General features: G+C 69.4%; 9 protein-coding genes and 1 pseudogene. All 10 read right to left on the minus strand.

The genetic code is table 11. From position 1 onward, the window contains the following. Positions 1-1,091 (minus strand): hypothetical protein (locus tag ON29_RS17825; RefSeq protein WP_040867659.1); only part of this gene is annotated, 1,091 nt, incomplete at its 3' end. After that, positions 1,085-1,924 carry a DUF8175 domain-containg protein gene (locus tag ON29_RS17830; RefSeq protein ID WP_157172820.1) on the minus strand — a complete coding sequence of 280 codons (840 nt, stop codon included), beginning with the start codon at positions 1,922-1,924 and terminating at the stop codon, positions 1,085-1,087. The genes ON29_RS17825 and ON29_RS17830, both read right to left, overlap by 7 nt. Continuing rightward, entirely contained in the window at positions 1,921-2,733 is an 813-nt protein-coding gene (locus ON29_RS17835; RefSeq protein ID WP_040867661.1) for a DUF8175 domain-containg protein, read from the minus strand. Before ON29_RS17835 ends, ON29_RS17830 begins: the two co-directional genes overlap by 4 nt. Beyond that, positions 2,730-3,386 carry a DUF8175 domain-containg protein gene (locus ON29_RS17840; RefSeq protein ID WP_245549000.1) on the minus strand — a complete coding sequence of 219 codons (657 nt, stop codon included), beginning with the start codon at positions 3,384-3,386 and terminating at the stop codon, positions 2,730-2,732. The genes ON29_RS17835 and ON29_RS17840 overlap by 4 nt, the downstream gene beginning before the upstream one ends. A gap of 31 nt (positions 3,387-3,417) precedes the next feature. After that, positions 3,418-3,693, minus strand: a complete 276-nt coding sequence (locus tag ON29_RS17845) for a hypothetical protein (RefSeq protein WP_040867663.1) — start codon at positions 3,691-3,693, stop codon at positions 3,418-3,420. Positions 3,694-3,700: 7 nt separating this feature from the next. Further along, a complete protein-coding gene (locus ON29_RS17850) occupies positions 3,701-3,997 on the minus strand; it encodes a hypothetical protein (protein WP_039799032.1) in 297 nt (98 codons plus the stop codon). 51 nt (positions 3,998-4,048) lie between these two features. Then, the gene (locus ON29_RS17855) at positions 4,049-4,711 is read right to left on the minus strand and encodes a DUF6668 family protein (protein WP_040867665.1); all 663 of its coding nucleotides are present in this window, start codon (positions 4,709-4,711) and stop codon (positions 4,049-4,051) included. Next, positions 4,708-5,586, minus strand: coding sequence for a MinD/ParA family ATP-binding protein (locus ON29_RS17860; RefSeq protein ID WP_040867667.1), 879 nt, complete (start codon positions 5,584-5,586; stop codon positions 4,708-4,710). Before ON29_RS17860 ends, ON29_RS17855 begins: the two co-directional genes overlap by 4 nt. A gap of 15 nt (positions 5,587-5,601) precedes the next feature. Further along, positions 5,602-6,570, minus strand: coding sequence for a DUF8176 domain-containing protein (locus tag ON29_RS17865; RefSeq protein WP_040867669.1), 969 nt, complete (start codon positions 6,568-6,570; stop codon positions 5,602-5,604). A 57-nt stretch (positions 6,571-6,627) separates the two neighbouring features. Continuing rightward, a pseudogene (locus ON29_RS17870) lies at positions 6,628-7,512 on the minus strand (cutinase family protein); the annotation flags it as partial.

A 7,512-nucleotide genomic window follows, 5' to 3' on the forward strand; every position in this document is an offset into this window, starting at 1 on the left:
ACCAGGGTGCCGCCCGCCGCGGTGAAACCGGAACCGCCGCTGCCGACGATCGCGACGGCCGGAGTGGCCAGCCGCATGAGCGCGGGCAGCACGAACGCCACGCTGCACAGCAGCACGATCGCGACCAGCATGCGCTGGGCCTGCTCACCGTCGGGCAGGCCGCCCGTCGGGGTGAGCGAGTCGACGTGGCCCGCCGTGGTGAACGCGATCATGTAGACGATCGCGGCCACCGGTTTCCACAGCATGAAGGCGATGATCCAGCCGATCAGCTTCTGATAGGACTGCTTGCCGATGTTCATCCCGGAGGCCGCCGCCGCCAGCGGCAGCACTCCGGCCGCGATCACCAGCAGGCCCTGCCGCACGATGGCGAGCACGATTTGCGCCAGCGCGCCGAGCAGGCCGACAATCGCGATGATCAGCACGAGGCCCGGCGAAAACGCTTGCAGCTTACTGGTTTTCACCATCAGCTCGGCGAGGTCCTTGGCATTGCCGTTGGTCGAGTCGTCGATGATCCACTCCGCGAAGCGGTCCGACGCCTGCGTGCCCGCGACGATCACCGCGCCGAGCATCCAGGAGCTGAATATGACGCGGGTGAACATCCGGAACGATTCGGCCGCCTCGTTCATCGCGGCCCCGCGTCTGGCTTCGGCCAATCGCGCCCCGGAGAGGATCACCGACGCTATCAACAACAGGATCTGCGCTTGATAGGTGTAGTCGTTGATCTTGGTGAACAACGAACCGGAATCGCTGGCCGCCTCGTTGGGCACCTTCATCCAGAAGGTCAACGCCAGGATGATGGCCTCACCGAGACCGTTCATCAGCGAATCGACCACCTTGCCGAAGGTGGAATCCCAGGCCTTGTCCTTCACCGCCGTCGCCGCCTGGTCGGGATGCGAGGCGGCATTACCCGCCTTGCAGGCGGCGGACGCGGCGTCGCCGAGGGAAATGCCGGGCAGGCCGACGTTGTCGAGCGTGTCGTGAATCTCGTTGCACGTCTCGTCGAAACCGTAGGTCTGGCCGTAGGCCACGGTCGGCGTCGCGATCATCACCGTGAAGATGACCGCGAGTATCGTGACTAGGCGCCTCACCATTGTGTCCACCCCTCGATGCTCAGCAGGGACTCGATCTGCACTCGCTCGTCGCCTGTCACCGTGGTGAGCTTCCAATCTCCGTCTCGCCACCGGACTGCCAGGCGCATGCCCACCCATGTTGGTTGGCCATCAACTGTTTCTCGAGCCTTTCTCGCAAACTGCACTTTCGCGAAATCATCTGCATAGCTTTCGATTCGGAACGCATCCGAAGCGAACAACAGGGGCCTCAGCTTGTCCGGCAGGCGGTCGGACACCTTGCCCTCGGCGACCAGCCGGTCGTACTCGGCCAAGTACTGCGGCGTCACGTCGACCAGCCGGGTGAGCAGGGCGCGATCCTTGGGATTGGCGTTGGTCCGCCAGTAGATCTGCTCGGCGGCCAGCGCGGCGCCCTGCGGCGTGTGCGCGAATCCCAGCGCGGCGGAGCCGTCGATCCGGGAGGGTCCGTCGGAGGCGGAGAACCGTACGACCGGACCACCGAAGAGGCGCTGCCACACTCCCTCGCCGTTCGCGGGAGTCGGCGCGGCCGCGGTCCATCCGGGCGTGCCCGGTTGCTGCCGCTGATCCGGATGCTGTGGCAGGACGACACCGGTCGCGGGGACGGGGACGTCTACGCGACGGCCGAACAGGTCGGTCTCCGGGTTGCCGAATGCCGCCGTCGCGGCGCCGGGATCAGGATTGCTTTCCGAGGTCGTGCCGGGCCCCGCGTCGCGCTCGTCGGCGGAAGCGTTGTCCCGCAGGGCGGCGACCGTCAGGGCGGCTGCCAGCGCGACGCTGATCACCGCGCCCGCGCCCATCAGCGCCAAGGGCATCCGGCCGGAACCGCGCCGGCTCACCACTGCGTCCACCCCGTCAGCGACTCGAGATACTCCATCTGCGTGTTGTTGGTGGTCGACGGCTTCAGGCGCCAGTCGCCCGCGTCCCACACCATCACCAGGCGCGTGGCCACCCACAGCCGTTTGCCGTCCACCACCGGTCCCCTGGTGGCCAGCCGGACGATGGCGAGATCGTCGGCGTAGTCGTCCACTTTGAACGCGTCCGAGGCGACGAAGTAGCGGGTCACTTTCTCCGGCTGCTGCTCGGGCAGGCGGTCGTCGGCCAGCGCCTTGTCGTAGGCGGCGATCTGCTGGGCGGAGACGCGGACCTGGCGCACGTACAGGTCGCGGTCGGCGGGACGGGCATTGAGCCGGTAGGTGATCTGCGCCGCGGCCAGTACCGCGCCCTGCGGGGTGTGCGCGTACCCGACGGCCAGGTCGTCCTCGATCCGGGTCGGCCCGTCGGAGGTGGAGAACGGGACGGAGGCGCCGTACACCCGCTGCCAGCCGTGCGGTTCGGCGGTGCCCTGCGGCGCCGCGGTCAGCCAGTCCGGGTCGGTGGGCTTGCGCTGCCGGGAGGGATCCTGCGGAAGCGGTTGTCCGGCAGGGTTGTTCGGGATGTCCACGCGCCTGCCGAGGATGTCCACCTCGGGGCTCGCGAAGCCGGTGCCGCCGGAACCCTCGGCGACGGCGGGCGCCCCGCCGGCCTGCTCCTCGTCTCGGCTGACGAAGACGAAGATGCCGACCACCACGATGAGCGCCAGCACGGCGGCGGAGGCGACGATGCCGAAGGAGACACGGTCGCGCGTGTACGACTCCCTGTCGCTCACGTCGGTGCCTCCACTTTCACGATGTCGGTCGGTACTGCGTCGATCGGATCGATGGGTCTGGCGGTCGAATCCGGACCGGGCAGCCGTAATCTCCAGTCCTCGCCGAACCACTCGACGGCCGTGTGGTGCACCGCCTTCGATCGGTCGGAGTACTCGGTGTACACGTCGACGGTGGAGTGCCGGTCGGTGTAACCGGTGATCTTGTAGCCGAGCAAACGGGGCGCGAACTCCGGGGCCGCAGGGCCTGTGATCGACAGCTGCACCCGGCTGATCGCCCACTCGTCCTTGGCGGCGCCCGGAACGACCTCTCCGGCAGCCACTTTCGCCCATTGTGTGTCGGCGGCTACCGCCAGCCGCACCGAATGGGTCAGCGCGGCGATGGCCGCGCCGCGCGGCGAGTGCTCGAAGCCGGTCGCCGCGCCGTCGGCCGTCGATCGCGGTCCTTGGCCGGTGTGCGGCAGCGGCACGCCTTGGAACGGCTGCCACCGCACATCGGTGGGTGCGGCCGAGAGGTCCGGCCCCGCCGGATCCGCGTTACCGCCGCAGCCGACCGCCGCGAACAGCAGCGCGGCGCCAACGACGCCGGCCGCGGGGCGGCGGATGTCGCGCCGCCACGCCGCGGAATCCGCCGGCCGCAGTACTGTCGAAGTCATTCCCGCGTCGTCCCCGTCCCGATCCGGCGGCTCACGCGGGCAGGAACGCCAGGGCGATCCCCGACGCCGTGCTCGCCACCACAGCACCCAGCAGGCTCATCAGCACGCCGTGCGAGGCGTCGTTCATGGCCAGGTCGCTGCGGAAGGTCAGCCACAGCTTCCCCGCGGACACGATCATCCAGGCGAGGCAGACCAGAAGGACGAACCACAGCAGCCAGTTCAGCAGCTGCATCAGCGGTGCGAGGACATCGGCAGGCATCTGCTTGTAGGCCAGCAACTCGGCCGCGGGCATGCGCACGGTACTCATCGCGACCTCAGGTTCCGATGACGGCGTTCATGATGGTGCCCGCGCTGGTGGCGACCACGCCGCCGATCATCGCGCCCGCCACCATCTTCGGCGACTCCAGGCCACCGCCGGTCCACTTCTCCCAGGCGAACTTGCCACCCGCGTAGACGATGCCGCAGATTCCGGACAACAGCACGAACCAGGTGAGATACCGCACCAGCTGCAGGATCTTCTCCGAGCCCGGCGGCGCCTCCGGCGTCGGATTACCGACTTGCGCGAGGACGGTGCCGTACGTGTCCTGCACGGCGAGGAGGAGCGTGCTCATCGGATGCCTTTCTCGAATAGTGGGTGGTTGTCGCCGTTTCGATGCGGACGATCACTCATCGGGCGGCTTACGGAGATCCGGTGACCGGCGGTCGTAGCCGGCCTCCTCCAGTGCCGTCCGAGCGGCCGCCACGATGTCGGCGCCGAGCTCCCGGACATCGAGCGGGACTTCCTCCAGCAGATCGAGCTTGCGTTTCCTGGATGGCATCGGATCACCGGGCGACCACACCGGCAGCTGCTCCGGTTCGACCAGCGTCCACTCCTCGTACCACGGCACCTGCCACACCTGTCCGGCCAGTGAGCCGACCACGTCGCGGTAGCGTCGGATCTCGGGAGCCATCCGGCCGGGCCGCGCAGCGACGGTGATCAGGCCGAGCACGTCGGAGGGACCGGCGAAACCCGAAAGATGTTGGCGCAGAAGGTCGTGCGCACGGGACAGACCGGCGATGGTTTCTCTGGCGACGAGGACGACGAACGGACTTTCGCGGTCGAAGACGCCGGGCCAGCGGCGGCCCGAATCCGCCGCGGGCGCAAGCACATGCGCGAGGGTACTGGCTCCCGCGCCCCCGTGCACACCCAGCAGCCAGACCAGCGGCGCACGGCCGACACCCGGTACGGGGCGGTCCCAGATGGCGGCACGGCGGGACTCCGGCGGGGCGATCACACCGGCGGGCGCGGGGTCGGGCTGACGCGGAAAAATCATGGCGGCGGTCATGATGCCACCCCGGCGAGCAAGCGCCCATATGCCCGGCGCGTCTCGGCGGCCAGCGAGGCGTGCCGCACGAGTTCCCCTCGGGCCAGGTGCGGATCGTAGGGAATCTCCTTGATATCGCGTACCCAGCCGGACAAGTGCTCGCGCAAATGTTCGGCTACCCGAGAGTCGTCGCCGGGGTACTGGTGGGAGACGACGATCGTCGTGTCGCCGACGACGCCGCCGCCGTGCCCTTCCCCGGTATCGCCGAACTGGTCGTCGAGCCATTCCAGCGCGACCCGCAGGCGGTTGGCCGCATCCGTGCGCGCCGGAATGGCAAGCACCAGAGCCACATCCGCGTCATCGAGCAGGGGAAGCAGTTGCCGGGCGGCAATCGGATGCCCCCCGTCGTAGACGGCGGTGTATCCGGCGTCGCGCACCGCACGGGCAACCGTGAGATAGGTCGCACGCCTGCGTAGCGGCGCGGCGTCGCGCCAGAGCAGGCCGATGCCCGAAGTCGCGCGCGACAGACATTCCTTCAGCGGGGCGGGTTCGTCGTCACCGCGTCCGTACAACCAGGATTGCAGGCTGATCGGGTGCAAATGCTCGTCCGCGCCGCGCAGCGCGAGATCGCTGCCCGCCGTGGTGGCGTCCACCGCGACCGTCGGGGTACCGCCCGTGCCGAGTTCGCCCGCCAAGCCCAACGCCGTCGTGGTGGTGCCCGCACCACCGCACCCCCCGACCACCAGGATCGGCCGCTGCGCCGGATGATCCGCCTCGGAGCCGTCGTCCTTGCCGCGCCGCAACCGCACCACCGGAGCCTTGGAACGCACCGGCCGGCTCGGCGCCGCGCCCTCCCCGGGCGCTTCGTCGAGCCAGCGGCTCCAGTCCTCTCCCATCGCTTCTGCTCTCCTTTATCCGGCCGCGATACCCGTGATCAGGGTGCGGCCGTCGATCACCGCGGTGGTGACCGTCTGCCTGTTGTACGTGGCGGGCGCGCCGCCGGGCCGGTATTCGGTGACCTCCACCGAGTACCGGTTGTCACCCACCGTCACGATCCGCACGCAATGTGCCGTGCCCGCCGGGACGGAGTCGATGCCCCGCTGGATGACCCAGGCGGGCTGGACGTTGGCATCCGGTGCGACGACCGCGCGGGCTCGCTCCCCGGAGCGTTCCACGTAGTACGCGTACTGGAACGACAGCACCACCTCCGGCCCGGAGCTCGTGCCGCCCGCCTCCGCGCTGCGCACGATCGCGTCACTGCGCTCGGTCGGGCAGGCACCGGAACCCACCGCGCGCGGATTGCCGACCGCCTGGGCGCCGCCGACGGTGAGCTGCACCGACGCGGACACATGCGAGTCCCTCGGCAGCGCGGCGCGATCGGCGGCAGCGCGCAGCAGGAGCAGCACACCCACGGCCGCGACGGCGATGATCAGCACCGCCGCGATCACGATGAGCAACAGCCGGGCCCGGCGCACGGCGGGGTGGTCGCGGGCGGCCTTCCGCAGCGCACGCGACTCCGCGGGACGCGGCTGCTCGACCGGCTCGTGCTCGTCGTCGCCGGCCCACGGGAACGGCACCGGATCCACCGGCCGGGGTGCGACGTAGTCGTCGTCCGGACCGGGCGCATGGCCGGTCACCACCCAGTCCGACCACCCGCCGGTGAACTCGCTGCGCTGGGCGGGCAGGTCCGCGGGGACCTCCTCGGGCTTGCGCTGCCACGGTTCGGCGTCGCCGCGGATGTAGTCCGGGAAGCGCGCGGGCCCCTCGTCGTCCGCGGGGATGATGACATCCGCCTCATCCGGCTTGCCCTTCCCCGGTGCACCGATCTCCGGCTCCAATGCGCCGTACCAGCGGGAAAGCTGTTTGTACGACTTCAACATTCCCCCATTCCCGCAGAGCAGGGCACGCAGTATCGCATCGTCGGACCCTCTCGGCGATCAGTTCGTGGAGAACGGGTAGGCGTTGGGTATGCCGGTTCGGTCGGTGGGCGGAATCGATGTCACGCCGCTGGATGAGGCGCCATCGGCTCCTGTCCCGAACGGAAATTGTCCCGTACCGGACGAAGTCGGCGTGGAAGACGCGCCGGAGCCGTCCCCGAAGAATCCGGTCGGTTGCTTCTCCAGCACCGGCCGTGGCTGGGCCTTGCCGCCGAAAGCGTCGGCGATGTCGCGGGCCAGCGCCGCGAGCCAGTCGGCGACGAACTGCGTGGGCGCGGCCCCGCCGACCGAGACGGTCGCGCCGGCGTAGGCGGTGTGACGCTGCACGGTGTCCCAGTAGCGCACCCACGTCGTCGTGTTCAGCAGCTCGCTGTTGTCGGTGATGTTCTGCACCACCGCGTCGAATGCCTGGTTGATCAGCCGGACCCCGGTGGTCGGCGGAATCAGCTGAGGAACGGCGCCGACCAGCTCGGCGCCGAGCCTGACCAGGGCGGCGGGCGGATTCGCCAGTCCCGCGGTGGCCAGCTCGGAGATGTTCGCGGCGTCGATCACCGTCCGCACCACCGCGATCACCGAGTTCAAGCCGATCATGCCGATTTTCAGCAGCGCCTGCAGCGCGCCGGGCAGATTCAGCGGCGTACGAGGGTCCGAGGCGTCCGCGAGGCGCTGCGAGATCGACTTCTCCGGCGAGATCGACAGGGTGGCCAGCGAATTGCCCTGAACGTCCTCGTCGAGCACCCGGGTCGCGGTCTTGATCGAGGTGAACGCCAGCGCCTGCGCGATCGATACCAGCGAGCCGATCGGGTCGCCGCCGCTGAGCTTGGACTGACCGGCCACGTTGGCGACCGCCCGCAGGATCGGCGCGCCGTCCGGAGCGTCGCAGGC

Source organism: Nocardia exalbida NBRC 100660 (assembly GCF_000308575.1).
Lineage (GTDB): Bacteria > Actinomycetota > Actinomycetes > Mycobacteriales > Mycobacteriaceae > Nocardia > Nocardia exalbida.